A 26,247-nucleotide genomic window follows, 5' to 3' on the forward strand; every position below is an offset into this window, starting at 1 on the left:
TTATGTGCCTTGGCATAGCCATGAAGGTTGTCGAGATATACGATGGCGGAATGAACGGCGTTGTTGAAGCAGGTGGCGTAAAAAGGCACTGCTTTTTTCACATGGTTGATGATTTAAAAGTCGGAGATTATGTAATCGTCCATGCAGGATGTGCTATAGAGAAAATAGACGAAAAAGAAGCCATGGAGAACATGAAACTGCTTGAGCAGGTTTTGGAAGGAGATGGGAGTGAATCTGGATAAATTCAACGACCCAGAGATTGTGAAAAAAATAGCACTATCAATAGAACAGGAAGCTTCAAAGATTCCCAAAACTGTTAAAATCATGCACATCTGCGGGACACACGAAAACTCTATCGTAAGGTTTGGACTAAGGGACTTATTGCCACAAAACATAAATTTAATCGCAGGGCCAGGCTGCCCTGTCTGTGTTACAAGTTCAAGGGATATAGACGCAATTATAGACCTTGCCTTAAAAGAAAATGTGAAAATACTCACATTTGGCGACATGCTGAAAGTTCCGGGAAGCAGGCTCTCTTTTTCCAAAGCAAAGTCAATGGGTGCTGATATTCAAATGATATACAGCATATTCGATGCTATCGAGATAGCAAAAGACACAAACAAGCCATGCATATTTTTTGCATGTGGATTTGAGACAACGGCAGCACCAACAGCAGCGGCCTTATTAGAGATAAACCTGCCGAACAACTTTTTCATCTATAGCGTGCATAAATACACGCCAAATGGTGTCTATGCACTTCTAAAGTCAGGCAAAATCTCGATGGATGGACTCATTCTGCCAGGTCATGCATCAACAATATCAGGGCTAAAGGCTTATGAGCGCTTTGTTAATGAGTTTTCCATACCATCTGTTGCTGCAGGCTTTGAAGCCGTTGATGTTATGCTCGCCGTCTTGATGATAATAAAGCAAATAAACAAAAAGGAAGCAAAGATTGAAAACTCATACAAAAGGGTCATTAGATACGAAGGCAATAAAAAAGCACTTGAGTTCTTGGATAGGGTTTTTTATCTAACTGATGCATTATGGCGTGGTCTTGGCGAAATTCCAGAAAGCGGATACGAACTAAAAGACGAATATGAAAGAATGGACGCCAAAAAGCAATTCTCAATAAACTATTCTGACTCTTACATAGAGCATCAGAAGGGTTGCAGATGCAGTGATGTAATTTTGGGCAATATAATACCAACTGAATGTCCACTGTTTGCAAAAAGATGCACTCCCGCAGATCCAATTGGTCCTTGTATGGTGTCAGATGAAGGCACATGCAAAAACTGGTTTGATGGAGGATACGGTGAAATCTGAAAAAATAACGCTCGACCACGGTTCGGGTGGCAAACTTACACTCAAACTTATAGAAGAAGTCTTTAAAGCCGAACACTCGCTTGATGCTGCGATTTTGAGTGAGATAGCCTTTACAACAGACTCCCACTCCATCAAACCGCTCTTTTTCAAAGGTGGAGACATAGGAAAACTTGCGATTTCAGGAACTGTAAACGACCTTCTATGTGTTGGTGCAAAACCACTTTACATCTCAAGTGCTTTTATCATCGAATCTGGATTCGAGATAGAACAATTAAAGAGAATAGCAGACTCAATGAAAAAAGAAGCAGAAGATGCCAATGTAAAAATAGTCTGTGGCGATACAAAAGTCGTCGAAAACGGCAAATGCGATGGTGTCTATATAAACACATCAGGCATAGGCAAGATAATAAGGGCAATTGACGGCTCTGACATAAAAGATGGTGATAAGGTCATTGTATCTGGATACATAGGAGACCATGGGTTTGCTATTCTAAATGAAAGGGAAAACTTAGGCATCGATGCAGAACTTAAAAGCGATGTGGCGAATCTAACAGACCTAATTTTACCCATCATAGAAAGCGATTTGAAGATAAAAATAATGCGAGACCCAACACGCGGCGGTCTTGCCATGTGTTTAAACGAGTTATGCTATAGCAAAAACTTCGGGTTTGAGATAGAAGAGAGCTCAATACCTGTAAGGGAAGAAGTTAAAGTAATTTCTGAAATTCTGGGCATAGAGCCATATTACTCTGCAAATGAAGGCAAGATGGTGATAGTGGTTGACAAAGATGATGCAGAAGAGACACTTAGCATGTTAAGAAACAATCCGAAAGGCAAAAATGCAGCCATTATAGGAGAAGTAAAAAGCGAGCTTGAAGGCAAGGTTGTTCTAAAAACTGCATTTGGGTCAAAAAGAATTTTAAGAATGCCCATCTCTGATAAAATGCCACGAATCTGTTAAGGAGGTAAACCATGGAGACACTTACAGCATCTGAAGCAAAGTCTAAAATACAAAAGCTAATAGATGAAGTCGCAGAATCACATAGACCAATAACCATAAAAGGTAAAAAAAATAGTGTTGTTATGCTTTCGGAAGAAGACTGGAGAGCTATAGAAGAAACACTTTATCTACTTAATATACCCGGTATGAGAGAATCGATAAAAGAAGGGTTAGAAACTCCATTGGAAGAATGCTCAAAGGATATAGAATGGTGAATTGGGAAACCTATTACACTAAACAAGCTCTAAAAGATGCTAAAAAGATTTCCAATGCTGGTTTAAAACCTAAAGTGGAAAAATTGTTAAATATACTAAGAAAAGACCCTTTTCAAAATCCGCCACCTTTCGAAAAATTAGTTGGGGATTTGTCAGGAGCCTATTCAAGGAGAATAAATATACAACACAGACTTGTCTATCAAATAATAAAAGAAAAAAGAGCCGTAAAAATAATAAGGATGTGGACACACTACGATTAGGAGGTAAACAATGAAATCCTACAGAAAAGAACTCTGGTTCAATACGAAAAACAGGGTTGAATTCATAAACATAACGCCAGAAGTTGAAAAAGCCGTAAAAGAGAGCGGCATAAAAGAAGGATTATGTCTTGTCAACGCTATGCACATCACAGCTTCAGTATTTATAAACGATGATGAAAAGGGCTTGCATCAAGATTACAAAGAGTGGCTTGAAAAATTGGCTCCACACAACCCATCACTTTACAAACACAATTTAACGGGCGAAGACAACGGTGATGCCCATCTAAAAAGACAGGTGATGGGCAGAGAAGTCGTTGTCGCAATAACGGATGGCAAGCTCGACTTTGGACCGTGGGAACAGATATTTTACGGAGAGTTCGACGGTCAAAGACCCAAAAGAGTCCTAATAAAAATCATTGGCGAATAAAGTCCTTCACATATTCAATCCACTCATCAAAACCAACGCCGGTTTTTGCACTCAGCTCGAACACTTCTGCTTTAGGTTTTACTTCCCTTATCTCTTTTAACACCTTATCTCTATCAAAATCCAAAACACCGTATAGGTCTATCTTGTTTATTAAAATCACATCTGCCACATTAAACATAACAGGGTATTTTTTTACCTTATCATCGCCTTCTGGAACACTTAATATAACAACATTTCTATCAGCACCAACATCAAATGTGGCAGGGCAGACGAGATTTCCCACATTTTCAATAATCAACAAATCGCAATCAAGCGAAACCTTATTTAGAGCCTTCAAAACCATATCTGCATCCAAATGGCAAGCACCCGATGTGTTAATCTGCACAACATCAACACCCAATCTTTTTACCCTTTCTGCATCCCTATCTGTATCAAGGTCGCCATCAATAAACGATACTCTGACTTCGTCCTTCAATGCTTCGATTGTCTTTTCTATTATGGTTGTCTTACCAGCACCAGGAGATGACATAAAATTTAAAGAAAAAATGCCTTTGTTTTTCAAAATTTCCCTTATCCTCTGGGCTGATTCTGTATTCCTTTCAAGTATCTTTTTCTCAACAATTACCCTTTTCATCTCTATTCACCTTCTATTTCAATAATTTCCATTTCTTTTCCTTCAATTATCTCAAGTGGCATAGAGCAATCAGGACATACAAGCACAATATCCGTTAGCTCTTCAAAGTAAAAATCCTTATCACAGACAAAACAGTGTGCTTTTATGTCGTTTTCAACAACTTCAAACTTGGCATCTTCTATTATACTCTCTTCATTCCTTAAGGCATCAAGCGCAAAAAGCAGTGCGTCAATCATGACACCGCTCATCTTTCCAATCTTCAAAGCAACCTTTGTTATCTTGTTTAGTTTGTTCTCTTTAGCTGTATCCTTTAATATATCAACTATACTTTCAGCTATTGCTCCTTCGTGCATAATTTCCACCAAGTTTTACTATCTCTTCAAGCACAAGCTTAGCGACAGGTTCTATCTTACTTTCAAGCAAAGGTGTAAGCTCCATGCTTAACTCATTTGGCGTAATGGCAAGCGGAACAATCCCTATGACAACGGCATCCTTTTCTTCTCCCATTAAAGCAACATGATGCAAAACATCACCAAGACCTATCTCATGAATTGATGAGACAAATGTCAAGTTGGGCGGAACTTCACTTAAGGGAAATTTATAGACACTGCCTGGTTTATCATCAACCTTAATCGCATCAACAAAAATCAAATGCTCATAATTTAGAAAATACTCAATCAATTGAAAACCAATCGTGCCACCATCTATAATATCGACACCTTGAAATATGTAATTTTTTTGAAGAAAACGGATTAGGTGAACCCCAAAGCCTTCATCGGCAAGCAGAAGGTTCCCTAACCCGACAACAGCAATTCTATTCATTCTTCTCTTCGCACTTATAACCCGTAAACATGGAAGAGAGCGAGCCGTTCTTCTCGCCTATATCGTGTGCGATAACCATATAAACATGCGCAATAACAAATACGATAAAGAACCATGTGATTAGATGGTGGGCAATTCTTACATTGGGATAACCACCAAATAGCTGGACAACAGGAAAGAGAAGTTTCTGAACGAAAGCAACGCCTCTTATTGAGTTGTCATTCATTGTATAAAGTATGATGCCAGTAATTATCTGGAGAATAGAAAAGAGTATAAAAGCAAAATAGGCGAGTGATTGAACAGGGTTGTATTTATCGCTTTTTAAACCTTCAACACCGTAAGGCTTGAAAGTAAGGTAATTCTTAAGCGTCAAAAACCAACCTTTAACATCCAACCACCCAAAGAGAAAATACTTCCAATCTGCATCGTGGCGTGAGAAAAATGCATAATAAAGCCTTAATATGATGGCGAATATAAACACATAAGCTGCAATAAAATGAATTAGTCTAACATTCGCCATTGAGAATATCTTGTAAGCTTCCTTTGTTCCCGGCGTATGAACAAACCAGAAAGGGCTGGCTATATAAAAGCCGGTAAATGTAAGGACGGCTATAGCTATAAATGTAATCCAATGAAGAAACCTTATGCCTATAGTCCACTCATATTTTTTCTTCAGACACTTCATTTTTAGACCTCTACTTTAAACTTTTTAACCTTGCCAGTATTAACATCCGTTATGTGAACTGCACAGGCAAGGCATGGGTCAAATGAGTGAATCGTCCTTAGAATTTCGAGTGGCTCTTCTGTGTCTGGCACAGGAAGATTTATCAGGCTCTCTTCGTATGCTCCACGCTGACCCTTCTCATCCCTTGGTGATGCATTCCAAGTCGATGGAACAACAACCTGATAGTGAACAACCTTTTTACCTTTTATTCTTACAAAGTGGGCAAGTGAGCCTCTTGGTGCTTCGTAGAGTGCAACTGCTGTATTAGTCTCTTCTTCAGGATACTCAAAGCGTGTCCATGTTCTCTCATCGCCCTGCTTTAGGTTTGCTACAAGGTCATCGACCCATCTGTGAGCACCATACCAGATATATGCAGTCTCAAGTGCCCTTGCTGCTGTCCTTCCAACGGTTGAGAACATCTGTTTTACATCGGCATTATGTTTATCTAAAAAGGCGTCCAGCATCTCTCTCATATTGTTATGCTTCAATGCATATCCTACAAGAATTCTGGAAAGTGGTCCTACTTCCATCATTTTGCCTTTATATCTTGGAGCCTTGACCCAGCTATATTTGCCTTCTTTTTTTATCGTTCCATCGGGATTTAGGCCAGTGTATTCTGGGATTGTATGCTCTTCTCCTGGATAAACACCTTTGTCAGGGCCTTTGTACCAAGAATGAGCAACGCTTTCAGTTATAAACTTCTCATCCACTTTTTCCACTTTTGTAAGGTCTCTATCATAAATTACGCCCTGCGGAAGATACCTATACTCTGCTTCCCAATCGTTCGTCTCTGGAAAACCACCATAACTTAAGAAGTTATAAGAGCCGCAGCCCCACCCTTCGACAAACTCATCTTTATAGAAATGAGCTATCAAATCTATATCGGCAAGATAGGCATGCTGAATAAAATCACCCACCTGTTCAAGTTTTGATGTATATTCTCCCAGCCTTGTTGCATCAAGCATATCCATAACACTTGTAATACCACCAACAACGAGACTCTGTGGGTGTGGATTCTTTGCTCCATAAATAGCCATCATCTGGGCAAGTATAACTTGAACATACAAAGCATCAAGATAGTGTGATATGACAATCAGACTGCCTTCTGGCGGCAGTTTGTATAAAGGATTGCCCATATAGGCACCAGAAAATGGCCCCAACTGGCCACTTGCTACAAACTTTTTGAGCTTTTCAAGAACAGCTTGATAATGTTCAACTGACGCATTGTAAGGAGCTTTAGAAAACTGGTGAGCTAATTCATTGGCTTTTACAGGGTCAGCCTTCAAAGCTGCACCAATATCAGCCCAGTCAAGAGAATGCAACGCATAGAAGTGAACTATATGGTCATGCATAAACTGGCTCGCATTTATCATGTTTCTTATCAATCTTGCATTCGTTGGAGGCCTTATACCCAATGCAACCTCAGCACTCATTGTATTTGCTTCATAATGAGCCCAAGTGCAAACACCACAAATTCTTTGAGCTAAAAGACCAGCATCTCTAATATCTCTTCCCTGCAAAATTGGTTCTATACCGCGCCAGAGTGTCCCAGAACTCCAGGCATTCTCAACCTTCCCATCTTTTACATCTATTTCTATTCTTAAATGACCTTCAATTCTCGTTATTGGGTCTATAACAACATGCTTCTTCTCTGCCATTATTCACTCTCCTTCTTCGATGATTTTTCGGCAGCACCCCTTGTTATGCTGCCCACTGCATGAACACCTATAGCTGCAGCTGTAGCTCCAGCAACAATCTCTCCAATTTTATCTGCTGTGGCTTCAACGCCTCCTCCACCTGGTATTCTTATACCCGCTTTATCGTTTGGTTCTTCAAATGGAGCCATCGTATCCCAGAAATTGGGCTCTGAACAACCAATACAACCATGACCAGCACCTACAGGCCAGTTTGTTCCTTGATTGAATCTGTATCTTGAGCAGTTGTTGTATGTCAATGGACCTTTGCATCCCATCTTATACAAACACCAACCTTTTTTTGCTCCTTCGTCGCCCCACTCTTCAACAAACTCGCCAGCATCAAAGTGAGCCCTTCTCTCGCAATAGTCGTGAATTCTTGAACCATAAGCCCACAAAGGTCTATACAGCAAGTCAGTTGGTGGCACCCTATCAAACAGCAATATGTGAAGTAAGGTTCCCACCATATTTACACTATTCGGCGGACATCCAGGAACATTGACAACTTCTATACCTAAGGCGTCTCTAACGCCTTTTGCACCTGTTGGATTAGGGTATGCAGCCTGAACGCCACCAAAAGCAGCACATGTTCCAAAAGCAAGCACATACTTCGCATCTTTTGTAATTCTTCTCGCCCTTTCAAGGCCTGTTTCACCTTTTGAACCTATTCTTAAATATATTCCACCATCTTTTGTTGGTATGCCACCCTCTATAATACATACATATCTACCTTTATATCTCTGAATAGCTTCTTCTAAATGCTTCTCAACCCTTTTGCCACTTGCCATCATTAGAGTATCATGATATGTGAGTGAAATCTGCTCAAATATAAGCGTAGCTATATCAGGGTCTCTTGTTCTTAAAAAAGACTCACTACAACCAGTGCATTCTGCCATGTGAAGCCAGATGACAGGCGTTCTCTCTTTTATCGCTGCAGCTTTAGCAACTCTTGACTCAAATGCAGGTGGCAACATCAAAGCTGCAGTAATAAACGAAGCCCATTTCAAGAAATCCCTTCTACTAAACCCATTCTCTTTTAATTTTTGATTAAACTCCTCTTCCCTTTCCTTAGAGTAAAGCTCATCAAGTCGCCTATCCACATCTCTCAAAAGCGACTGGTAATACTTCTGCAAATCCTTACTATTGAACAAAGCCCACCCCCTTTAAATTTTTTCTCTTTTACATTTTATTTACCTCAATGTTCATGTCAATAACTAAATTACTTTAACAATAATTTGCTATCATAGCAAGAACTGCAACCACAAATCTCGATTTTTCCTATAAACACAGGAACAACCAAAAACTAAATATTTTCTTTTATTTGATATATCAAGCATTAAATATCTAAACACAAAGAAAAATTTACCGTTATCCTTATTAAAACAGGATTTCTTCAAAATGAACAAAAATTAACTTATTATTTCATAATTGTTAGCATCTATAATCTCAATAAGACTCGAAGCCATCTGTGAGTCAAGGTTGAGTAGAACTTTATACTCCTTTAAAGCCTTTTTAACCTGCTTTTTCGTTGCATAAAACACACCGAGATTATACCTTGCCACAGGGTCTGAAGGAGATAAATCAACAACCCTTTGAAAACACTTCTTGGCTTTTTCATCTTCTCCTATTTCAAGATATGCTATTCCCAAGTTTGTATAAACCGATGCTGCTTCTGGCTCCAACTCAATAGCTTTACTATAAGACTCAATGGCATTTCTAAACTCTTTTTTAAACATATAAGCATTACCCAAATTGGCATAGGCTTCAAAAAACTCATTATCAAGCGATATAGCCTTCTTGTAAAATGCTATAGACTCCTCTAATCTCCCTAATTCATAATAAGCGTTAGCTATATTCATGCACACATCTGCATCAACATAGCCTTTCTCCATAATCTTAACAAGCACATCTATTTCTTTCTCATACTCTTCAGTAAGATTGTATATAATTGCAAGGTTGTTATAAACATCTAAGTTATTTGGGTCAATCATGGAAGCTTTTAGTAAATAAGTTTCTGCTTTTGAAAACTCGTTTTTCAATCCATAAACATGACCAAGTTCTATAAGCACTTCAACATCATAAGGGTCATCTTCGAGTGCATTCAAAAGATATATAATTGCTTTTTCATACTCCGACGACTCTATAGCTTTTATGCCCTTAGCAAGCAATCGCTTAGATAACTCAGACATGCTTTAATTTTATATGTCACAAGACACCTTTGCAAACTTTTTAAAAAACTTGACTAAATAATTTTTATCGCTAAACTTATGGGCATGAATAGAGTTAAGGAACTCTACGACAACCTTACTCAGATAGACGATTTACCAGCATTCCCTGCCATAGCGTTTGAAGTCATAAGATTGACACGAGACCCTAACACAACATCAAAACATTTAGAAGAAGTCATAAAAAAAGATCCTAACCTTGTCAGTCAAATACTAAAAATAGCAAACTCTTCTCTATACGGACTTTCAAGAGAAGTAACATCTCTCAATCACGCCATCAATCTGCTTGGATTTGTTCAGGTTGAAAACATCGTGATGATTTCAGTTATTCTATCAAGCGTAAAAAAACTGCCATTACATAAAAATTTCAACAGAGATAAATTTTTAGAACACTGTTTTGGCTGTGGAGTAACGGCAAAGATAATAGCAAACATTTTAAATTTCAACTTTAGTTCGGCTGAATTCAGTGGCGGAGTAATCCACGATATAGGTAAGGTTCTCTTAGACCTATACGCACCAGAAAGTTTAGACGAGATATTAGAGCATGCATACAAAAACGGCATGTCATTTATAGATGCAGAGATGGAATTATACGGTATAAACCACTCAATGCTCGGTGCAAAACTCCTATCTATCTGGGGACTTCCAGAAGAGATAATAGACATAGTCGAATATCACCATAAACCGTTAAAGGCTAAAAATAAATTGCTTGTATCCGTTGTCCATGTCGCAGACCTTCTAACATACTCAAAAGGCATAGGTTTTGGCGGTAATTATGCCAAATTCATATTAGAAGAAGATGAAGGTTGGAGACTTTTAATAGAAGAAGCAAAACTACAGGAAGAATTTGATATAGCATTCTTTACATTCAAACTTTATGAAGAGATAGATAACGCAAAACAACTTTACTTTGAGAGGTCTTAAACAGTGTCCGAGAGAATGGATCCCAAAACATTTGAAGAGTTGCGCCAGTTCATATACCAGAAATCTGGTATATTTTTCGAAAAATCAAAAGAGTATTTACTTACAAATAGATTAAGAAAAAGGCTGAAAGAGCTGGGTTTGAACACATTCGAAGAGTATTTAAGGTATCTAAAATCACCAAAAGGAGCTCAAGAGTTAGGGCCACTGTTTGATGCAATTACTATAAATGAGACATACTTTTTTCGCCATATAAGACAGATAGAAGCATTCAGAGATGTTATAGTCCCTGAACTTCTAAAAAAGAAGCGCTCAATCAATGTTTGGAGTGCGGCATGTTCAACAGGTGAAGAGCCTTACACAATCGTTATAGCACTAATGGAAAAATATGGGCAGGCAATACCTGCAAGGGTTTTGGCAAGCGATATATCAAATGAAGTGCTCGAGAAGGCAAAAGAAGGTATATACAGCGAATACTCTGTAAAAGAGTTAACACCAGAACTTAAGAAAAAATACTTCGATAGCGTAGGATTTGGCAAATACAAGATAAAAGACTTCGTAAAGAGAAAGGTTGTTTTTAAGAACATAAATCTCACTGACCCTGGACTGTCAAGAAAAGTCGGAAAGATGGATGTCATATTCTGCAGAAATGTGTTAATCTATTTTGACAACCAATCGCGCCAGCGCGTTATTGACACCTTTTACAACGACATACTCAATCCCGGTGGCTATCTTATACTGGGAGCAACAGAGTCAATATCCCGCCTGAAAACAAACTTCAAACTTTGCCACTTCAGAATGGCAATCGCATACCAAAAACCAGAATAAAACAAAAAAAGGGAGTGAACCTATAAGCCGGGTTCTGTCCCGAGCCTTTATTAAATTAAAGGCTCGGTGATGGCCATTTATCTAAGCGACCTACCCAGGGACTTATGCCAAAAGGCATCGGGCAGGGTCAACCCATCGTCCCTCTATTTGGTCTTGCTCCGGGTGGGGTTTGCCGTGCCTTGAGACATTGCTGTCTCAAGCGGTGGTCTCTTACACCACCGTTTCACCTTTACCGAGCCTATATATTTAATATGGGCTCGGCAGTCTCTTCTCTGTGGCACTTTCCTGTGGGTCACCCCAACCGCCTTTGCAGACGGCACCCCGACCCTGCAGAGCCCGGACTTTCCTCTTGAAAGGTTAAACCTTTCAAGCGGCCATCCAGTTCACTCCCAGAATTAATCTAATCCAAAGCAACGATTCGTCAAACTCTTACCTACCAACTCCAGCCTTCCTTCAAAAGCTGTCTCATGATAGGAAATACTTTTTCATACTTACCTTCAAAGTATCCCTTTATAACGCCCTTCTCGCTAACATCAAAAATAATACCCAAATCTTCAAGGTGTCTCCTTAACTGTTCTTCTTCTTCATCGTTTAGCTCGTCAGCATAGATATCAAGATAACATTCACCCTTCATCGACCATTTAGCTGCATTGTAAAAGCCCATCAATCTTCTATGTTCGTTTCCATGTCCGTGAGACATCAAGGCACCTCCACTTCTTTAAACTTCGTTTTTAGGATAATAATATTTTCTTAAATCCATGTCAAAACTATTTAAAGAGAAATAGCCCAACATCAGCAACATTTGTCTTTGTATCAAAGCTTTTAATAGACCTTTTTAGTTTATCGAAAAAGATTGCACTATTGAAGGCTTCAAGATAGTAATCCACATCAAGATTTAACCTTTCAACATCTTTATACAAACTACCATCAACCCATGCACCTGCGTTGCTTGAGTTTCCATCCCTACCATCGGTTGCAAAACTAACGAATACAAAATCCTTAAATCCCTTCATCCTTTTGGCAACAAGCAAAGCAAGATGCTGATTTCTCCCGCCTACTCCATCGCTTTTTAAATCAACCGTTGTCTCACCACCAAAAACCAAAGCAGCAGGCTTTTTAATCTCTATAGAACCGTTCAACATCTCCTTAGCGACAGAAGATACAAAATCCGCAACACAATTAACATCTCCCTGAATTTGAGAACCAAGATACATAACTTCAAAATTTTTCTCTTTGAGAAAATTGCACATGCTTTTGCACATCTTCCCGTTTGATGCAACTATATAATTTTTCACATCCATCTTTTCAAACTCACTTCTGTCTACCGTATCGTATTTTACATCTATCCTAAAACCAAGCTCAGATAAAATCCTTACAAACTCCTTTTCTGTTGAATTGTCAAAATATGTCAACGAAGAGCCTACAACAGATAAATCATCACCAACAACATCACTAACAACAAAAGCCAGCACCTTTGAGTTTATCTTTCTTAAAATCTTACCGCCTTTAATCAGAGACAGCCCTTTTCTAACGCTATTTATCTCATAGATTGAGTAATTCTTACTTAAAAGTTTTCTCATTATGTCAACATAGCTATTGATATCTATTATCGGCTTTTCAACAATAGAAGATGCACCGCCAGAGATAAGAAATATCACAAGGTCGTTAGATTCCATCTCTTTGGTTAACTCAATTAACCTATCAGCAGCTTTTATGCTATTCTCACTGGGAAAAGGATGGGAAGAAAGAAAAAACTCAATATTGAAAAAAGAAAAACCACAAGGCTTGTTAGAAGCAACAACGCCTTTGTAAATTTCAATCCTTTCGGCAAAAAACTTTGCCATATCACATGCAGCTTTACCAAAAGAGAAGAGAAACACCCTTCTATTCAGGTCATAAATTGAATCTTCAATCCTTAGACAACCATCTTCAATTATACAACTACTTTTCAAAGAGTTATAAGCAGATACGGATTCTAAACCCTTTGATATGCTTTCAAAGGCTATTTTGTGCAATTCTAATGCTTGCTGTTGGTTATAGGGAAGGTGCATCTTCTAATATAATCAACAACTTCTTCTATACTGTCGCTAACCTTCACAAGCTCAACATCTTTCTTATCGATATACTCCCTTTTTGCAAGAAATTTCAAGAAATCAATCACTTCAAGCCAAAACTCTCTGCCAAATAGAACAACAGGAAACTGACCTATCTTTTTTGTCTGAATCAAAACAAGACTCTCAAACAGCTCATCAAGTGTTCCATATCCACCGGGCATAACAACAAAACCAACCGCATACTTGACAAAACTAACCTTTCTTGCAAAAAAATACTTAAAATTTAAGGGTACATTTACATAAGGGTTAAGATGCTGCTCATGCGGAAGCTCTATATTTAAACCAACAGACACTCCGCCAGACTCAAACGCTCCCTTATTTGCAGCTTCCATTATACCGGGTCCACCGCCTGTGATTATGGCATAGCCAGACTTAACAAAGGCTTTTCCAAGCTCATAAGCTTTCTCATAATAAAAATCACCTTCTTTAGCCCTTGCAGAACCAAAAATTGCGACAGCAGGCCCTAAATCGTAAAGCTCATCGAATGCTTCGGTAAACTCCGCAACAATCCTGAACATCCGCCAAATATCTTTATTCTTGTCTCTATTTTCTAAAAACTCTTTCTGTATATCCTTCATCTTACCACCATAAACGCAACGCCAAGCTCTTTTTTAAGCACATTCTCCGTTGTGCTTCCAAGCAAAATCTCTTTAAGCTTCGACTTTGCATAAGCACCCATAAAAACAATAGGCTTTTCAACCTTCTTTATCTCTTCTTCTATTGCATCTGCAACCCTGTCTGCTTCTCTAACTTCAACATCATCTGGTAGACTCACATCATTCTTCTTAAAATAGATAGCCTTAAATTCAATGCCAAACCTATCGGCAAATGCCTTGGCATACTCATAAGCCTTCAAAGAAATCTCCTTCTCATTGACAAATGCAAGCACAACAGATGGAGTATAAAAGTGCTTCGGAACAACAAGTAGTGTCTTTTTTGACCTTCTCAAAACAGACTCTATATTTGAACCCAGAATGCCCCTTTCGTAATCTTCATTAACACCTTTAAGCCCTAAACAGACAATGTCGTATTCGCTCTCTGCCGAAAGGATAGTTGATGAGACAACTCCTGTTTCCATCTCAGAAGAGTATTCAACACCAAAGTCCTTCGCTATACTCTCAAAAGCCATCAACACATTCTTTCCCTTCTCTTCAAGTATAGCCCTTATCTTTGAAGAGAAATCGCCAAAAGGCTCAAAACCCAAAGCACCGCTCAAATCATACATGAATGGCCCTTCAAGCTGCATAATATCAATCACATGAAAACCCTTAACATGGGCATTAAATTTCTTTGCAATAAAACAGGAAAATCTGCTTACAGATACACCATAATCGCTTGAATCGACGCAGGCAAGAATATTTTTAATTTCCACTGTCTCCCTCCATAATTGCTTTTAGCTCTTCTTCGTTTATAACTTCCTTTTTCAGAAGTTCACTTGCAAGTTTTTCAAGTTTATCTCTATTGTTCTGAAGTATCTCTTTTGCTCTATCGTAAGACTCCTTCAAAATCCTTGATATCTCTTCATCAACCATCTCTTTTGTCTTCTCGCTCACCTTATCAGCCCTTGCCAAAAATCCATCTCCAGATAAAAATCTTGGGCCCGTTGGCTCTTCAACAACCATCAATCCTATCTTCTCATCCATTCCAAACTGACTAACTATAGCCCTAACAATGTCTGTTGCCCGTGAAAGGTCATTCTGCGCTCCTGTTGAAATACTGCCAAAAATGAGCTCTTCTGCAGCTCTTCCACCAAGCAGGGTTATCACCTTATCAAGCATCTCTTCCTTTGTTAAAAGATACCTATCATCAACGGGCAATTGTTGGGTGTATCCAAGCGCAGATAACCCTCTTGGTATAATGGAAATCTTATGAACAGGGTCTGCACCAGGCAGAAGATAGGCACATATCGCATGGCCAGACTCATGGTATGCAACCCGTTTCTTCTCTTCTTCAGATATAACCTTGTTCTTTTTCTTCAAACCTGCAATCTGTCTCTCTATAGCTTCTTCAAAATGCTCCATATGAACGCTGTCTGCATTCTCTCGTGCTGCAAGCAGGGCAGCCTCGTTTACTATATTGGCTATATCAGCACCAACAAGACCGGGTGTCATCTGGGCAAGTTTCTTTATATCTACATCACCGCCAATTTTAATCTTCTTTATGTGAACCTTGAATATCTCTTCCCTGCCTTTAACATCAGGCTTATCAACTATAATCTGCCTATCGAACCTACCAGGGCGCAGAAGCGCAGGGTCTAATATCTCTGGCCTATTTGTTGCAGCCATTATGATAACGCCCTTAGACGAATCAAAACCATCCATCTCAGCAAGCAGCTGATTTAGGGTCTGTTCTCTCTCATCATTGCTGGTTAAAGAACTCATAGCCCTGCTTTTGCCTATGGTATCTATCTCGTCGATAAACACGATGCATGGAGATAGCTTTTTTGCTTCATTAAACAGGTCTCTTACTCTGCTTGCACCTACACCAACAAACATCTCAATAAACTCAGAACCACTGATACTAATAAACGGAACGCCTGCTTCACCCGCTGTTGCTTTTGCAAAAAGCGTCTTTCCAACGCCCGGTGCACCAACCAAAAGAACTCCCTTTGGTGCTCTTCCACCGAGTCTTTGATACTTCTGCGGGTCTTTCAAATACTCGACAATCTCTTGAATCTCCTGCTTTGCTTCTTCTGCACCTGCAACATCGGAAAACTTAACATCGGGTTTCTCGTTCAAATAAACCTTAAACCTGCCCTTACCAAAACCAAACAAGCCACCACTTGTGCCGCGCATCTTCCGTGTCATCAACCACCAGATGAAAAACAGAAACCCAAAGGGCAGAATCCAGCCAAATATGAGATTGGTTAGCCATGTATTCGTCACCTTTCCTGAAAAATCCACATGATGGGCTTGCAACTCCTTTACAAGGTCAGGGTCATTGACGGCAACCGTTATAAATCTCTTCTCTTTACCTTCCTTACTTAAATAAACACCGCTTATGTATTTTTCGGATATCGTGCACTTTTTTATCTTATCTTCCAAAAGCAAACTCTTAAACTTAGAATACGATATCTCGACCTGCTGCGTGCGTGTAAAGTATTGATACATATAGAGCATTGATATGCCAATTAACAGATATATAGCAAGAAACTTTGAGAAGTTATTGAAACCTTTAAGCTGCCTATTCTCTTTGTCGCTCATTGTTTATCTCTTGGAAAATACAGCGTAAATATCACCATCTCGAGAGACAAAGAACAGCTTGTTGCAGCACAACATCATATAAGAGCTAAACTCACCGCCTATATCTTTTATATCCAGTATCTTGCCCGTTAAAGGGTCAAGGGCTATAAGCTTCCCATCGCTTGTTAAAGCAAACAGAATGCTGCCAACAAGTTTAAGTGAGTATATATTGCCTTCGAGTGTGAGTCTCTTTTTCCATATCGTCTCACCGCCAGACAAATCAAGACAATAGACATTACCATTATCATCGGCCAAAAACAGGCCAAATATGTTAGCTTGCATGTTGGAATAACTCGAAATCTTCCTTTTCCAAACAAGCGAGCCATCGTCCGTTTTTAGGGCTTCTGTATATCCCCTAACAGATGAGACATAGACAATATTACCGTTCAGTAAAGGTGTTGTGTCGGCATCTACAAACATACTGCCTTCACCCACTTCGGCTTCCCAAATCTGGTCTCCTTTATATGAGACCTTATCCACACTTCCATCGTCAAATCCAATATACAGACCATCATCTCCAAAATAGATGCCAGAGAATCCTCTTATATCAAACATGTTTGGTTCGCCATGAGCATACTTCCAGACTGTTTTTAAATCACTCTCATCTAAACAGTAAAGTATGTCATTTTCGCTTACAACATAGAGATTGCCATCTTTTATATACAAATGCCCAACAACAGGAAAATCAAATCTCCTTTTTGCAACAACCTTTTTGCTTTTCAAATCAACCTTATACAACCAACCTTTTGTCGTTCCAACAAACAGATAATCACCATCAACGACAACTCCTGCTTCTATCGGCTGCTCATCAAACTCAACAACAAGCTCTTTATCTCCATTTTTTGGGTCTATCTTATAAACTTCACCATCCAAATTGCCGATATAAAGATACCCATTATAATTAAAAAGCTCAGCTTTATACCCAACATCTCCAATATCGGCAATAGATGAGTAATCAACAGGAACAGTAAGAGCCTGCTCAATGTTCTTATGCTCTTCAACCTTCAAAACAAGCTTCTTTGAAGAAGAACACGAAGATAAAATAAAAGCCACAATAACCAGAATAATACTAAAAGTTTTTCTCATCGTATCTCCTCTTTAGCAATTTATCTAACAGCTCTTCAGAATTTTTAAAGGCTTCGGATACCTCCTCATCGCTCATGCCGCTACCCTTCAATACAACCCTTGCAAACTCCGTTGTTATAAGGTTATTAGGCGAGTGTGTATCTGTGTTAAGCAGGTATTTCGCATTTGCCTTTTTTGCCATTCTAAAGACATGACCATTGGTAAAACTATGTCCACTCCTTGCGCTTATCTCAAGATAAACTCCGTTCTCTTCTGCAAGTTTAGCATCTTCAAAGCTTATCAAACCCGGATGGGCAAGTATATCGCATCGCCCTAATATCGCAGCTCTATTTGTGCCTTTAGCCACAGGCTCAACAGGACTCTCACCATGCACAACAACAATCTGAGCACCAAGCCTTCTTGCAAGCTCAATAGACTCAGGAATCAACTCCGGTGGAACATGTGTAATCTCAACACCAGCAAAAACATATAAACCAAAATACTGCTCAAGCCCTTCTGTTGCCCTTCTAACATTCTCTATTACAAACGCCATATTCGAGAAATCAACATGGTCAGTAAATGCTATCGCCCTGTATCCTATATCTTTAGCCCTTCTTGCAAGCTCAGAAGGGATAAGCTCACCGTCACTAAAGAGCGTGTGTGTATGCAAATCAATCATAGGAGAATTTTAAGTTTTACCAAAAACAGTGTCAAGTTTTTACAAATCTAATTCTTTGATAGACACAATATCAATTTTACCCTTTAGAGACTCTTTTAACTTTTTATCTCCCGTTAAAAGCTTAGCATTTAAAAACAAAGACAGAGCAACAAAGGGAGTATCTTTATCATCAACAATTTTGCATATTTCATACGCTTTTATAAAAAAGTGTTTAGGAATAAAATCTTCCGGGAAAAAGTGAATTCTGGAAAATATACTCGACAATTGCAAAATCAAATCATTCTCGCTTAACTTAGATACTTTCACCAGCTTATCTTTATTTTCAAAGATTTCAACCATCAAAAAATTACAAGTAAAAAATTCAAACTTTTTCTGAAAGAGCACTCTTCTACATCTGTTATCTTTACTCAAAAGGGCAGAGAAGACTATATTACTATCAACTACTATTCTCATCAACCTTTAAAAACCTATCCTTATTCTCATTCCACCATTTTCCAACTATTTCATCAGAAAGAGAGATTATGTCTTCTTCTTTGGCTTTACTTTTACTTCCTATCTCCATAGCAGAAAACATAAGCAAAAGCTCTTCATCTACATTTCCGACTTCAAACTCATAAACCACTTTATCACCTTTCAAAAAAGCACGCATATCATTCACCTCGTTTTTTCACATCATACAACCACACCAACGCATTTTCAAATATTTGTTATTGGGTTTATTTATTGACAAAATTTAAGCCACAGTTATAATGGTTAAAAGTTTAAAAAAGAAGGGGGAGATTTTATGTCAAACACGGAAAAAGATGTTCAAACAATGGTAAACTATGACGATGTTTTCAAAAACTTCGACAGTGGAGACATAGTAAAGGGAAAGGTTATAAAAATAACAGATGAAGATGTGTATGTCGATATAGGATACAAATCCGAAGGCGTAATAAAACTGAAAGAGTTTATGGATGATGATGGCAATGTAAATGTAAATGTTGGTGATGAAGTTGAAGCAGTATTCTTCAACAAAACAAACGATGACGGGTTTGAAATACTTTCAAAAGCAGCAGCAGAGAGAATCAAGGGCTGGAATAAAGTCCTTGAAGCATACAAAGAGAACAAAACGGTAAAAGGCAGAATAAAAAGCCTTGTAAACGGTGGATTTACCGTAAGAATAGATGGATACTTTGCTTTTTTGCCCGGTTCTCAAGTCGAGCTGAGACCAATCAAAAATTACCCTTCCTATGTTGGTAAAGAGTTTGAGTTCAAAGTTGTAAACATAAACGAAGCAAAGAGAAATGCTGTCTTATCGAGAAAGGTTCTTCTTGAAGAAGAAGAGAGAGAGAAACAGCAGCGCATCTGGGAAAAGATAAAAGAAGATGCCGTGTTAACGGGAAAGGTTAAAAATATAACAGATTACGGTGTGTTTGTTGACTTGGGTGGAGTTGACGGTTTAGTTCACATAACCGACATGTCATACAGCAGAGTATCTCATCCGTCAGAACTTGTAAAACTTGGCGAAGAGATACAGGTAAAAATCATCAAGATAGAAGAGAGCGAAGGTAAAAAGAAGATATACCTTGGAATGAAGCAGTTAACAAAAGACCCGTGGGAAGACATTGAAAACAAGTTCTCAGTCGAGCAGATAACCGAAGGCAAAATCGTTAACATCGTGGATTACGGCATATTTGTTGAGATAGCTGAAGGCATAGAAGGCCTTGTCCACAAAAGTGAAGTAAGTTATGACAAATATCCACCAAAGATTGATGAGCTATACAAAATTGGCGATACTGTAAAGGTTAAAATCACTGGCATAGACAAAGAGAATAGACGCATGTCTCTTTCAATAAAACAGACAAAACCGTATCCTTGGGAAAACATCGAAGAAAGGTATAAACCCGAAGACATAGTTGAAGGCACGATAACAGGCATAAAAGAGTTCGGCGTATTTGTAAAACTGGAAGACGGTGTTGAAGGGTTAATACACGAAAACGATTTATCGTGGGATAAAGAAGAGAAACCAAATCTGCAGCTTGGTGATAAAATCAAGGTAAAGGTTTTAAGCATCGATAAAGAAAAGGAAAAAATAGCACTTGGATTAAAACAGCTCACAAAAGACCCGTGGGAAGATGTCGATAAAAAATATTCAGCAGGTGATATTGTTGAAGCCAAAGTCGTAAGCGTAAAACCATTTGGCAGTTTTGTAAAAATAGAGAAGGGTATTGAGAGCCTTGTTCCAAAAAGCGAATACAACAATCTTCAGCCAAAGCCAACAGAAACAGTAAAGGTAAAAATCTTAAGAATTGACAAGGATAAGAAAAGGCTCATATCTGGCTTTGTAAACGAATAACAACATAAACAATGGCAAAAAAGATAATAAAATATGCTGTTGGAATATTCGTTTTTATATTTATAGCCAATGTTGTCTATTTTTCTTCTAAAAAGAGCAATGTCGCACTCATAAAAATCGACGGCTTAATAACATCTAAAAAAGCCAACGAGATAATAAAATCTATAAACAGAGCAGTAAAATCAGCTAACATAAAAGCCATACTCATCAAAATAAACTCAGGTGGTGGTGAAGCAGTTGCAAGTCAAAGACTTTTCATAGCTATAAAAAAAGCATCGAAAAAGAAATTCACTATAGCGCTAATCGAAGATGTTGGAGCAAGTGGAGCCTATTATGCAGCATGCGGAGCAGGCAAAATCATATCATATCCTGCATCTATAATTGGCAGCATAGGTGTGATATTTGAGACAATTAATGTATCAGAACTTGCAAAAAGGTTGGGTGTAAGTCTATTCGTCGTAAAAACAGGAAAAGTTAAAGATGTAGGAAACCCGTTCAGAAAACCAACAGAAGAAGACAAAAAGATGATTCAAAATCTGCTAAACAGCGTATATGAGCAGTTTTTGAACGCTGTCTCATCAAGCAGACATATACCATTAAACAAACTAAAACAGATAGCAGACGGAAGTGTATTCACCGGAAATGAAGCCCTTAAATTAAAACTCATAGACTCAACGGGCGGATTAAATAAGGCAAAAGAGCTGATAAGAAAAAAAATAGATGAACCTGTATCCTTTGAAAATTTCAACCCAAAGGAGAGCTCTCTTTCAAAATTGCTTAACGAGACATACGATTATTTAGAGATAATCTCAAAACCCACAATTAAAATGATGGCAAGATGATAAACATAAACCTTAAAAAGAGTCAGGTTCCATCAGAAATAGACATACCCAGAAAATACAAAAAACCCAAAATTGTCGTATTCATAGGCATAATCATTGGCATTACAATCGTCATCTTAGCCGTTAGCGTATATCTTTTAAAAAGCATAACCGAAAAACCCATACCAACAACACATATAGCCACCCACAAGGAAAAACCAATACACAAAGAAGAGATTAAAAAGCAGGAGATTAAACTTAAACATAAACCAGCAATCAAGCATCAACAGATAACAAAAAAAGAGAAAACAACCAAAAAACAGACAAAAGTTTCTGTAAAAGAGATACAAGAGAAACAACAAGAAGCTATATTCAAGATCAGCCTAAACTTTGAAAATCTACCTAAGAGAAGCTCTATAAAACAAAAAGAAGCTTACACTCCGCCACTTCCACCGCAACTCAAACCAAAAGAGAAACCAAAAAAGAAAACCGAACAAAGCAAAAGTGTTATTTATGAGATAACGGTTAAAACAACAAGGATGGACAGACTTAAATCTATTCTAAACTCTTTTGGCATAAGTGAGTTTAAGGTATCATCAAAACCAGTCTCAACTATAAAGCTATACGATGTCTATGTCGGTGGTTTTTACAGTTATCCGAAGATACTGGAGTTTGCAAAGGTTTTAAAGAAGAAAGGGTACAAAGTATATGCAATCAAAAACATCAACCTTCTATACTTTGCCCTGATAGACAAAAACATAGACAAAACAAAAAAGATAGCCTATGCAAAAGCATGGTCAAAAACGCCTTTCAAACTGTATTTTAAACCAAAAAGAAAAACAAAATTGATATATACAGTTAAATTCGCATCGCCAAACACCCAGCTTATCAAAACCTTGAAAAAGAGTGGCTTTTACCCTATAATCAAACCGATAAAAAACGGGGCGTAGCGCAGCCTGGATAGCGCACTTGAATGGGGTTCAAGTGGTCGGCGGTTCAAATCCGCCCGCCCCGACCATTGAAAAGCTTATTCCAACGCCAATCACAGCAATCAGTAAATCAGGTATTTACCTACCAAATAGGCTAATGTAGATACAATGTGGATACCCTTCATTTACATTCAAACCCGTTCTCTTAAATTCCCATTTCTTGATATTACTCAAACGACCCTTTCTCCTTATTGCTTCACACTCAACACCAAATCTTCCACTGCTTTCAAATAAATCCTGCTGTTTGGTGTTATAATGCCAGTTTGTGGGTCAAAGAAGAGAATCTCTCTTTCGCACAGTATATCAATTAGCTCTGTCTCTTCTTCTGTTAAATCCTTAAAATTCAACCCATCTTTCATTAGTCTATCTGCAATATTCATAAATATCTCTTCGGCATTCTTAGGAAGGTTATATTTTTTATATCTTTTTAATATCTCAAGTATTTGCATCTTCGCATTGAGTTTCTCTTTCTCTAAGAACTCCTTTAACTTTTCAATGGAATCTTCGGGTTTTATGAATGTGTACAGATACAACAGCCTGCTAATTATATTACCGAAATACTCAAGTATCAGATTAATCTGACTCTCATTGTATCCCAAATCCTTAAGCAGTTTTTCTGCTATCTCCTTTGACGGGTGGTCTATTCTTTTAAATATGCTCGTCTCTTTCAGCTTAGAGTCATTATAAATCCTGTTCAAAAATATTGTATTGCTTGTCAAAATTACAACATGAGACAGATGCGTCTCTTTTGTCAATCTTACACAGAAGTTTAAAAACTCTTTTAGGAGCTCTCTTTCTCCATTGATGTAAATCTCTTCCAATGTCTGAATCTCATCAATAATGAGAATGGGTTTTTTATTTTCTTTCTTTACCTTTTTATAAAGTTCATCTATTAGAGCATCAAATAAATCCTTTTTTCTCTCTTTTACCTGTTTTAAGACTTCTGCTTTAAGTGTGATTACTGCAATAGACACTCCTGCAGATATACTTTTTTGAACTTCATAATCTTCTTCTGACTTAATGAAAGACTCAAAGAATGTCCCGTAGCTTGATATGAGTTTCCCTCTTAAGTTTACATACCTAACCCAATAGTTATCTCTTGGCTTCAGATTCTCAAAATCTTCAAATAGCTCGTTTTCAACGACATACTCAATGAGTGTTGTTTTGCCTGAAGATTTTGGACCGTAGAGAAACAGGATTCTGCTTGGTTCCGTTTCAAAATATTCTTTCAGAAAGGCTATCTCTTCTTCCCTATCAACAAACGGATAATTTCTAAAGACTTTGTAGCCCTTCTCTCTTAAGATTTCAGTTAACATTTCACTCTCCCTATAAATCTTGTATCCTTCTCAATAATATAAAATAACAACAAAAAATCAAAAGATTGTAAATTAAGACTTTGTCTCGGTTTTAGAAAAAGCTGGCAGGAATTTATAAACAAACAACAAAAATATGCCAACTGTTATGAATGTATCGGCAAGATTGAAGGCGGGATAATGATAATTACCGATGTGAAAATCCAAGAAATCAACAACATAACCTTTAAAAATTCTATCGTATAGATTACCCAAATCGCCGCCGCCTAAGAAGGCAAGAGATACGATATACAACCAATTTCTATCCTTCCCACGCAAAATAAGATATAAAACCACAACAAACACAACAATACTTATACCACCCAAAGCTATAAGCCTGATAGATGGTGGAAGATGAGCAAATACACCAAATGCTATACCCGCATTTCTTATGTGAACAATATTAAAAAAACCCTTTATAACTTCTATTGATGAGTTTAAAGGCAAGTTCGATGCTATATAGGACTTGGAAAAGTAATCTAAAATAAAAAAAAGGAGTATCAGAGATACTCCTTTTATGCCGTTTTTATCCATTAGAGATTAGCTCTCTTCGGATTTCTCAACAAACTCCACAATAGAGATAGGAGCTGCATCGCCTTTTCTAAAGCCCAACTTTATTCTTCTTACATAACCACCGTTTCTTGATGCAAATCTTGGAGCTATCTCATCAAACAGCTTTCTAACAGCCTTCTTATTGTTGTTTAACCTTGAATAAACTATCCTTCTGTTAGCAAGAGTATCATTCTTAGCTTTCGTTATAAGCTTGCTTATAAACCTAACAAGCTCTTTAGCCTTTGCATCTGTGGTTGTAATCCTCTCGTGTTCTATCAACGATATGGCAAGGTTTCTCAAAAGATGCTTTCTTCTTTCACCGTCAATACTTAATGTTTTGTATCCCTTTCTATGCCTCATCGCTTTCTCCTTCTTTTTCAGCAATAAGCTGTTTTATTCTCTCAAGCTGCTCATCGTCAAACTTCATACCAAGCTCCAATCCCAGCTGTTTCAAAGAATCCTTTATCTCTTTTAGTGACTGTTTTCCAAAGTTCTTCGTGCTTAAAAGTTCCTGGTCTGTTTTCTGAACAAGTTCGTATATGTATTTAATGTTGTGTGCTGCAAGACAGTTAGAAGCCCTGACATTAAGCTCGAGTTCCTCCACCGGTTTAAGAAGATTCTCATTTATCTGCTCTTCTTCTTTCTTCTTAAGCGGCTGAGCTTCTATAATTCTCTTGAAATCACCAGCGAATACAGAGACATAATTACCCAAAATATAACTTGCGGTTTTCAAAGCTTCCTGCGGAGACACTGTTCCGTCTGTATGAATCTCTATTGTTAATCTTTCGTAGTTATAATAGTCTTTCATCGTGGATTTTTCAGAGTGATATGCAACCTTAACAATAGGTGAAAACAGCGCATCAACAGGAATATAACCTATCTCTCTGTTAACTATCTCGTAATCTGCCTGTTTATATCCAATGCCTTTTTTAAGATAAATTTTTGCTTCAAATTTTGCATCATCCATCAGCTCACATATATACACATCGTCGTTAACTATCTCTATATTGCCAGGAAGCTGAATATCCGCCGATGTGACTACACCTGGTGTATCCTTTGAGATGTAAACTTCACCTTCCTCAAAGTTTTCATTTAAGGCTCTGAATCTAACCTGTTTGAGATTAAGAATTATATTCAATACATCTTCTTTAACGCCATCAATTGTGCTAAATTCACTCTCAACGCCCTCTATCTCAACACCAACAATAGCTATGCCGGGAATAGAAGATAACAGAATCCTTCTTAAGGCATTACCTATGGTTGTTGCATAACCTTCATTTAAAGGTTCAAGAGCAAACTTGCCGTAAGTTGGAGTGTGTTCTTCAATCTTAACTTCCTTTGGCAGAGTCAAATAGTTAAAAACGCCCATCATTTTAGCATCCCTTCGTTAATTTTTATTTGGAGTACAACTCAACTATGGCGTTTTCGTTGAATGGTGGCTGTACATCATCCCTTGTTGGATAATCGTTGAATACAGCTTCAACCTTATCAAGGTCAACACTTATCCATGATACAGCCGACCTTCTTGTATTCTCTTCAAACTTCCTTCTAAACTCTTCTTTGTTTTTCATTTTATCTGCAACACTAATCACATCACCCTTCTTTACAAGATAAGAAGGTATATCAACCTTTCTACCATTAACCCTTATATGGCCGTGAGAAACAAGCCTTCTTGCTTCTCTTCTTGAAGATGCAAAACCAGCTCTATAGACAACATTGTCCAACCTTCTCTCAAGCAGGACAACAAGATTAGCACCTGTTTCACCTCTTTGTCTTTTTGCCTCTTCAAAGTATCTTCTAAATTGGCGTTCAAGCACGCCATATACGGCTTTTGCCTTCTGCTTTTCCATCAAGTGCAATGCATAAGAAGAGAGTTTTCTTCTCGTATTTCTCGTTTTTCCTGGTGGATACGGTCTTCTCTCAAAAGCGCATTTATCAGTAAAGCATCTCTCGCCTTTTAAGAAGAGCTTAACACCCAAAGCTCTGCATCTTCTACAAGCAGGTCCAGTATATACTGCCATA

The 26,247-nt window shown here is 38.0% G+C and carries 32 protein-coding genes, 1 tRNA gene and 1 other RNA gene; 12 read left to right on the forward strand and 22 right to left on the reverse strand.

What is annotated here, in order from left to right:
• Positions 1 to 2 precede the first annotated feature (2 nt).
• Genes G415_RS0106115 through G415_RS0106140 form a run of 6 tightly spaced genes read left to right on the forward strand, consistent with a single transcriptional unit; the run spans position 3 to position 3,225 of the window.
• Positions 3 to 242, forward strand: a complete 240-nt coding sequence (locus tag G415_RS0106115; protein ID WP_022670749.1) for a HypC/HybG/HupF family hydrogenase formation chaperone — start codon at positions 3 to 5, stop codon at positions 240 to 242.
• Positions 229 to 1,323: a hydrogenase formation protein HypD gene (hypD, locus tag G415_RS0106120; protein ID WP_022670751.1), complete on the forward strand. Its 1,095-nt coding sequence runs from the start codon at positions 229 to 231 to the stop codon at positions 1,321 to 1,323. Before G415_RS0106115 ends, hypD begins: the two co-directional genes overlap by 14 nt.
• Positions 1,313 to 2,284: a hydrogenase expression/formation protein HypE gene (gene hypE, locus G415_RS0106125; protein WP_022670752.1), complete on the forward strand. Its 972-nt coding sequence runs from the start codon at positions 1,313 to 1,315 to the stop codon at positions 2,282 to 2,284. The genes hypD and hypE overlap by 11 nt, the downstream gene beginning before the upstream one ends.
• Before the next feature lie 11 nt (positions 2,285 to 2,295).
• Positions 2,296 to 2,538: a type II toxin-antitoxin system Phd/YefM family antitoxin gene (locus G415_RS0106130; protein ID WP_022670753.1), complete on the forward strand. Its 243-nt coding sequence runs from the start codon at positions 2,296 to 2,298 to the stop codon at positions 2,536 to 2,538.
• Positions 2,532 to 2,798, forward strand: a complete 267-nt coding sequence (locus G415_RS0106135; RefSeq protein ID WP_022670755.1) for a Txe/YoeB family addiction module toxin — start codon at positions 2,532 to 2,534, stop codon at positions 2,796 to 2,798. Before G415_RS0106130 ends, G415_RS0106135 begins: the two co-directional genes overlap by 7 nt.
• A 10-nt stretch (positions 2,799 to 2,808) precedes the next feature.
• The gene (locus G415_RS0106140) at positions 2,809 to 3,225 is read left to right on the forward strand and encodes a secondary thiamine-phosphate synthase enzyme YjbQ (protein WP_022670756.1); all 417 of its coding nucleotides are present in this window, start codon (positions 2,809 to 2,811) and stop codon (positions 3,223 to 3,225) included.
• Here G415_RS0106140 and hypB read toward each other — a convergent pair.
• From hypB to G415_RS0106175, 7 genes are all read right to left on the reverse strand, one after another.
• Positions 3,212 to 3,859, reverse strand: coding sequence for a hydrogenase nickel incorporation protein HypB (gene hypB, locus G415_RS0106145; RefSeq protein ID WP_022670757.1), 648 nt, complete (start codon positions 3,857 to 3,859; stop codon positions 3,212 to 3,214). The two genes, G415_RS0106140 and hypB, sit on opposite strands and share 14 nt — an antisense overlap.
• A gap of 2 nt (positions 3,860 to 3,861) precedes the next feature.
• Positions 3,862 to 4,212 carry a hydrogenase maturation nickel metallochaperone HypA/HybF gene (locus tag G415_RS0106150; RefSeq protein ID WP_022670758.1) on the reverse strand — a complete coding sequence of 117 codons (351 nt, stop codon included), beginning with the start codon at positions 4,210 to 4,212 and terminating at the stop codon, positions 3,862 to 3,864.
• Complete coding sequence (locus tag G415_RS10050) at positions 4,190 to 4,681, reverse strand: HyaD/HybD family hydrogenase maturation endopeptidase (protein WP_022670759.1); 492 nt, start codon at positions 4,679 to 4,681, stop codon at positions 4,190 to 4,192. The genes G415_RS0106150 and G415_RS10050 overlap by 23 nt, the downstream gene beginning before the upstream one ends.
• Positions 4,674 to 5,366: a Ni/Fe-hydrogenase, b-type cytochrome subunit gene (gene cybH / locus G415_RS0106160; protein WP_022670761.1), complete on the reverse strand. Its 693-nt coding sequence runs from the start codon at positions 5,364 to 5,366 to the stop codon at positions 4,674 to 4,676. Before cybH ends, G415_RS10050 begins: the two co-directional genes overlap by 8 nt.
• 2 nt (positions 5,367 to 5,368) lie before the next feature.
• Positions 5,369 to 7,063 (reverse strand): nickel-dependent hydrogenase large subunit, encoded by a 1,695-nt coding sequence (locus G415_RS0106165; RefSeq protein ID WP_022670762.1) that lies wholly within the window; start codon positions 7,061 to 7,063, stop codon positions 5,369 to 5,371.
• Positions 7,063 to 8,250, reverse strand: a complete 1,188-nt coding sequence (locus G415_RS0106170) for a hydrogenase small subunit (protein WP_022670763.1) — start codon at positions 8,248 to 8,250, stop codon at positions 7,063 to 7,065. The genes G415_RS0106165 and G415_RS0106170 overlap by 1 nt, the downstream gene beginning before the upstream one ends.
• A gap of 258 nt (positions 8,251 to 8,508) precedes the next feature.
• A complete protein-coding gene (locus tag G415_RS0106175; RefSeq protein WP_022670764.1) occupies positions 8,509 to 9,288 on the reverse strand; it encodes a tetratricopeptide repeat protein in 780 nt (259 codons plus the stop codon).
• A gap of 84 nt (positions 9,289 to 9,372) precedes the next feature.
• Between G415_RS0106175 and G415_RS0106180 the strand changes: the two genes are divergently transcribed.
• Both G415_RS0106180 and G415_RS0106185 read left to right on the forward strand, forming a co-directional pair.
• Positions 9,373 to 10,248: an HDOD domain-containing protein gene (locus G415_RS0106180; protein ID WP_022670766.1), complete on the forward strand. Its 876-nt coding sequence runs from the start codon at positions 9,373 to 9,375 to the stop codon at positions 10,246 to 10,248.
• A gap of 15 nt (positions 10,249 to 10,263) precedes the next feature.
• Positions 10,264 to 11,073: a CheR family methyltransferase gene (locus tag G415_RS0106185; protein ID WP_022670767.1), complete on the forward strand. Its 810-nt coding sequence runs from the start codon at positions 10,264 to 10,266 to the stop codon at positions 11,071 to 11,073.
• Positions 11,074 to 11,080: 7 nt separating this feature from the next.
• Here G415_RS0106185 and rnpB read toward each other — a convergent pair.
• The 10 genes from rnpB to G415_RS0106230 all read right to left on the reverse strand — a co-directional run bounded on the left by rnpB (position 11,081) and on the right by G415_RS0106230 (position 18,822).
• An RNA gene (rnpB, locus tag G415_RS10975) (RNase P RNA component class A) lies at positions 11,081 to 11,463 on the reverse strand.
• A 43-nt stretch (positions 11,464 to 11,506) separates the two neighbouring features.
• Positions 11,507 to 11,773, reverse strand: a complete 267-nt coding sequence (locus tag G415_RS0106190; protein WP_022670768.1) for a hypothetical protein — start codon at positions 11,771 to 11,773, stop codon at positions 11,507 to 11,509.
• A gap of 67 nt (positions 11,774 to 11,840) precedes the next feature.
• Positions 11,841 to 13,124 carry a glycerate kinase type-2 family protein gene (locus G415_RS0106195; protein WP_081639343.1) on the reverse strand — a complete coding sequence of 428 codons (1,284 nt, stop codon included), beginning with the start codon at positions 13,122 to 13,124 and terminating at the stop codon, positions 11,841 to 11,843.
• Positions 13,091 to 13,765 carry an LOG family protein gene (locus G415_RS0106200; protein WP_022670770.1) on the reverse strand — a complete coding sequence of 225 codons (675 nt, stop codon included), beginning with the start codon at positions 13,763 to 13,765 and terminating at the stop codon, positions 13,091 to 13,093. Before G415_RS0106200 ends, G415_RS0106195 begins: the two co-directional genes overlap by 34 nt.
• Positions 13,762 to 14,559 carry a universal stress protein gene (locus G415_RS0106205; RefSeq protein WP_022670772.1) on the reverse strand — a complete coding sequence of 266 codons (798 nt, stop codon included), beginning with the start codon at positions 14,557 to 14,559 and terminating at the stop codon, positions 13,762 to 13,764. The genes G415_RS0106200 and G415_RS0106205 overlap by 4 nt, the downstream gene beginning before the upstream one ends.
• Positions 14,549 to 16,390, reverse strand: a complete 1,842-nt coding sequence (ftsH, locus tag G415_RS0106210; protein ID WP_022670773.1) for an ATP-dependent zinc metalloprotease FtsH — start codon at positions 16,388 to 16,390, stop codon at positions 14,549 to 14,551. Before ftsH ends, G415_RS0106205 begins: the two co-directional genes overlap by 11 nt.
• Before the next feature lie 3 nt (positions 16,391 to 16,393).
• Positions 16,394 to 17,515: an outer membrane protein assembly factor BamB family protein gene (locus G415_RS0106215; RefSeq protein ID WP_022670774.1), complete on the reverse strand. Its 1,122-nt coding sequence runs from the start codon at positions 17,513 to 17,515 to the stop codon at positions 16,394 to 16,396.
• Positions 17,499 to 18,173 carry a histidinol phosphate phosphatase domain-containing protein gene (locus G415_RS0106220; RefSeq protein WP_022670775.1) on the reverse strand — a complete coding sequence of 225 codons (675 nt, stop codon included), beginning with the start codon at positions 18,171 to 18,173 and terminating at the stop codon, positions 17,499 to 17,501. Before G415_RS0106220 ends, G415_RS0106215 begins: the two co-directional genes overlap by 17 nt.
• Positions 18,174 to 18,212: 39 nt before the next feature.
• Positions 18,213 to 18,626, reverse strand: a complete 414-nt coding sequence (locus tag G415_RS0106225) for a PIN domain-containing protein (protein WP_022670776.1) — start codon at positions 18,624 to 18,626, stop codon at positions 18,213 to 18,215.
• Complete coding sequence (locus G415_RS0106230) at positions 18,610 to 18,822, reverse strand: hypothetical protein (protein WP_022670777.1); 213 nt, start codon at positions 18,820 to 18,822, stop codon at positions 18,610 to 18,612. Before G415_RS0106230 ends, G415_RS0106225 begins: the two co-directional genes overlap by 17 nt.
• 135 nt (positions 18,823 to 18,957) lie before the next feature.
• Here G415_RS0106230 and G415_RS10055 point away from each other — a divergent pair, with 135 nt between their 5' ends.
• The 4 genes from G415_RS10055 (at position 18,958) to G415_RS0106250 (ending at position 22,350) form a co-directional block, all read left to right on the forward strand.
• Positions 18,958 to 20,511 (forward strand): S1 RNA-binding domain-containing protein, encoded by a 1,554-nt coding sequence (locus G415_RS10055; RefSeq protein ID WP_022670779.1) that lies wholly within the window; start codon positions 18,958 to 18,960, stop codon positions 20,509 to 20,511.
• A gap of 11 nt (positions 20,512 to 20,522) precedes the next feature.
• A complete protein-coding gene (gene sppA, locus G415_RS10765; RefSeq protein ID WP_022670780.1) occupies positions 20,523 to 21,353 on the forward strand; it encodes a signal peptide peptidase SppA in 831 nt (276 codons plus the stop codon).
• Entirely contained in the window at positions 21,350 to 22,282 is a 933-nt protein-coding gene (locus G415_RS10980; protein ID WP_026939628.1) for a hypothetical protein, read from the forward strand. The genes sppA and G415_RS10980 overlap by 4 nt, the downstream gene beginning before the upstream one ends.
• A tRNA-Pro gene (locus G415_RS0106250) sits at positions 22,273 to 22,350 on the forward strand. The genes G415_RS10980 and G415_RS0106250 overlap by 10 nt, the downstream gene beginning before the upstream one ends.
• Positions 22,351 to 22,509: 159 nt before the next feature.
• On the opposite strand, the gene G415_RS0106255 is transcribed toward G415_RS0106250, so the two are convergent.
• From G415_RS0106255 to rpsD, 5 genes are all read right to left on the reverse strand, one after another.
• Positions 22,510 to 23,637 (reverse strand): ATP-binding protein, encoded by a 1,128-nt coding sequence (locus G415_RS0106255; RefSeq protein ID WP_022670781.1) that lies wholly within the window; start codon positions 23,635 to 23,637, stop codon positions 22,510 to 22,512.
• Between the two features lie 72 nt (positions 23,638 to 23,709).
• Positions 23,710 to 24,207, reverse strand: a complete 498-nt coding sequence (gene lspA, locus G415_RS0106260; RefSeq protein WP_022670782.1) for a signal peptidase II — start codon at positions 24,205 to 24,207, stop codon at positions 23,710 to 23,712.
• Between the two features lie 6 nt (positions 24,208 to 24,213).
• Complete coding sequence (gene rplQ / locus G415_RS0106265) at positions 24,214 to 24,585, reverse strand: 50S ribosomal protein L17 (protein WP_022670783.1); 372 nt, start codon at positions 24,583 to 24,585, stop codon at positions 24,214 to 24,216.
• The gene (locus G415_RS0106270; protein WP_022670785.1) at positions 24,575 to 25,597 is read right to left on the reverse strand and encodes a DNA-directed RNA polymerase subunit alpha; all 1,023 of its coding nucleotides are present in this window, start codon (positions 25,595 to 25,597) and stop codon (positions 24,575 to 24,577) included. The genes rplQ and G415_RS0106270 overlap by 11 nt, the downstream gene beginning before the upstream one ends.
• Positions 25,598 to 25,619: 22 nt before the next feature.
• A complete protein-coding gene (rpsD, locus tag G415_RS0106275) occupies positions 25,620 to 26,246 on the reverse strand; it encodes a 30S ribosomal protein S4 (RefSeq protein WP_022670786.1) in 627 nt (208 codons plus the stop codon).
• Position 26,247: the final 1 nt, after the last annotated feature.

The sequence above is a fragment of the Hippea alviniae EP5-r genome, from assembly GCF_000420385.1.
Lineage (GTDB): Bacteria > Campylobacterota_A > Desulfurellia > Desulfurellales > Hippeaceae > Hippea > Hippea alviniae.